At 55.3% G+C, this 2,782-nt stretch carries 4 protein-coding genes; 1 reads left to right on the top strand and 3 read right to left on the bottom strand.

What is annotated here, in order from left to right:
- Window positions 1-293: 293 nt before the first annotated feature.
- Window positions 294-659, bottom strand: coding sequence for a 3-oxoacyl-[acyl-carrier-protein] synthase III C-terminal domain-containing protein (locus K8V32_RS12690; protein WP_303908119.1), 366 nt, complete (start codon window positions 657-659; stop codon window positions 294-296).
- 117 nt (window positions 660-776) lie between these two features.
- Here K8V32_RS12690 and K8V32_RS12695 point away from each other — a divergent pair, with 117 nt between their 5' ends.
- Window positions 777-1,697, top strand: coding sequence for a hypothetical protein (locus tag K8V32_RS12695; RefSeq protein ID WP_303908122.1), 921 nt, complete (start codon window positions 777-779; stop codon window positions 1,695-1,697).
- A gap of 107 nt (window positions 1,698-1,804) precedes the next feature.
- Here K8V32_RS12695 and K8V32_RS12700 read toward each other — a convergent pair whose 3' ends face one another.
- Together K8V32_RS12700 and K8V32_RS12705 are read right to left on the bottom strand one after the other, a co-directional pair.
- On the bottom strand, window positions 1,805-2,446 hold the full coding sequence (locus K8V32_RS12700; protein ID WP_303908125.1) for a hypothetical protein: 642 nt from the start codon (window positions 2,444-2,446) through the stop codon (window positions 1,805-1,807).
- Between the two features lie 15 nt (window positions 2,447-2,461).
- A partial coding sequence (locus K8V32_RS12705; protein WP_303908127.1) for a hypothetical protein occupies window positions 2,462-2,782 on the bottom strand: 321 nt, incomplete at its 5' end.

The raw sequence follows: 2,782 nt of genomic DNA on the forward strand, positions 1-2,782 counted from the left end.
ATGTGACCACGAAACATAATGAATCGTAGTGACCCATGTGATCTAAAAACCGCATGATTACGCGGGAACCGCATGACCACGCCACTTAGGAAAGATTTCAAATCCCTCCGCTACCGCCACTTCAAAAGCTCCTATTTCGTTCATAAGCTAACGAAATAGGAGCTTTTATTTACCCAGCAAGCCTACTCTGGGCCCACACCGGGTTGAGGGGGTAAGGCCCAATGGTTCCAAGTAATGCATCATGTCCTTCACTGCATGTTTTGACAACCTGTTGCAACATGCCCAAGACCTGGTTAGGGTGCAGCAACAACCAAGGCTGCATATGAAAACCCACCACCAAATCCGAATAGCAATAAAGGCGCACCTGATGGGACCGCGTGCTGCTGAAGCAGCTTTGAGAGTGCGAGCGGGATGCTTGCCGCCGAAGTGTTACCGGATTCTTGGACATCCGTGGATACGATGGCGTTGCGCAAATTGAGCTGCTCAGCCGACGGTTCAATGATGCGAAGATTTGCCTGGTGCGGAATAAACGCAGCGATTTCATCGCCTTGGATTTGTGCTACTTCTAGTGCACGTTGGGCATGGCGTGCGGCCTCAGTGATCGCCCAGCGGAATACCGCTCGACCGTCCTGGGCAAACAGAATGTCAGGAGTTTCCACTCGGACAGCATCGGCGAGTCCCGGGACAGTGCCCCAAACAACAGGGCTTATTCCATCTGCTTTGCTGGCCTTCAGTACGACTGCGCCGGCCCCATCCCCGATGAGCCCGATACGCCGGTGGTAACTTCTGCCGAAGCCGCAGAGCGCCTGGACATGGTCGAGCTGTTGGAGCCCACTCCGAAAACTCTACGAAGTGCGTTAGCAGACGCTGTAGACAACACTCGCTACTGGCAGGAACCCGAGGGCCAGGACGTGCTGGCAGCAACACCCGATATGCGACATGCCCTGCAGCGCGTGGCCGAACACATCGCAGCCTCACCACTGGCAGCTTGGTGGTGGACTCCGGTTGATCGATTTACACAACACTGCGTGTTATGGGAGGGTGCTGCACCCGTCAGCATTCCTGACGACGTGCATGCAACATTACTTGCGGCCAGTGATCAGCAATGGGCTGACGAGCGCGCGGCTCGTCAGGAACGCGATCCGGACCCAACTGCCAACTGGAGCGATGAATGGTGGTCTCACCCGCCTGGCACCATGCCCACATCGACTCGCAAGCTGTTTGACGATAGCCCTGCTGGCCTGTGGTTCGTCGAGGACAGCTTCGGCTGGGAAGACGCCGAAAGCATGAGACTGCTCGTGTCGGATGACGATTCTGTGTTCGAGATTAGAGATGCTTCCGACTGGGCACAGCTGTGTGCACGGTTTCCGATGGACGTCACTGCGCAGAAACGCCACGATTGGTACCGAACCACGGGACGAATAGGCCGGTGGATAACTCCCGACTGGGTGCAGGTTGCACAACATTATGACGCCGTACATCTTCAGGTTGGTGCGTACCTCTCGGCTGCTGGTATTGCTATCCCCGTCGACGACGTCACTGATTCCGCCAGTGTGATCGCTGGTTGGGACCCCGATACGACCTATTGGTTTTCCTCCAACATTGCTTACGACTACGAACGCATCGGGTGGTTGCTCGTTGAAGATGGCGTCGACATTGTGTGGAAGCCAATGTCAGCCCAGGAGACACATACCTGATTCGGTTGGTAGTCATGGTCTAGAGGACACGAGCATGCACAGCGCATTGGCTCATGGCAGCCGTAATTCTGGTTTGAGCTCCCTCACATAGTTCGATCTGACCGGGTTTAGTCGATTTGCTCCGAAGGCTGGATATCGGCATCACCTTCGACGGCTTCGGTATCTTCTGGTGGATGGTTCGGGAAATAGCTGTCGCCCGGAATGATTTCACGTTGCTCGGCGCGTTCATTTTCAACTTGCATCAGTTCCAAACTATCGCCCGGTGCACACCCACCGACGGCTCCCACTTTGTATTTGTCAGCGCCTGGGATCTTCGATATGAAGCTTGCTCTCACCACGGGGCCGCCCGTTGCATAGACAGTTGGATACTCACCGTGGTCAACGATACGGGTACTCACGCCCAGACTTTCCCAGTAGTCGATGACTTTCTGGACATCGGCATCCATGTCATCGGAGCGCTGGTCAGTGCGTAGGCTATAGGAGTAGTAAGTGCCGTCTTCGCCATTGGGCAGGGTGCGGGTTCCCGGCCACGGAGTCCCGGAGGACGACTCCCAGTTATCTGATGCTAATAATTCCGTTGTGGCCGTGACGAAATCGATCGGATCTTGGCGGGCCTGTTCAATAGTGTAATCTGCTCGGGGGCTCTCTAGTGATTCGGGTACAGTTGTTCGCTGTTTCGAGGCATATCCTGTGACGACTATGAGGACCAGAAGCCCGGCGGCTGCGGTCCTGCTGAGGTGACATCTCAAACGACTACGCAATGATTATTCGTGGTCCGTGTCCTCTGGCGGGTGATTGTCGAAGTAGTTGTCACCTGGGATGGCTTCACGATCCGCTCGGCGTTGACGCTCTTCTTCCTGCAAGTCAAGATCGTAGCCAGCAACACACTTACCCACAGCTCCCACTTCGTACATGTCATCGCCCGGGATCTTTGTTAGAAAGCTTGCTCTAACAACCGGTCCACCGGTGGCATACACCCGCGGTGAGACGACGTCTTTGTGAACAACGCGGACGTCCATCCCAAGCTTCTCCCAATGATCGACTACTTTTTGTGCATCGGCAAGCAAATCACCTGAGCGCTGCGC

The sequence above is a fragment of the Enteractinococcus helveticum genome (genome assembly GCF_020742345.1).
Classification (GTDB): Bacteria; Actinomycetota; Actinomycetes; order Actinomycetales; family Micrococcaceae; genus Yaniella; species Yaniella helvetica_A.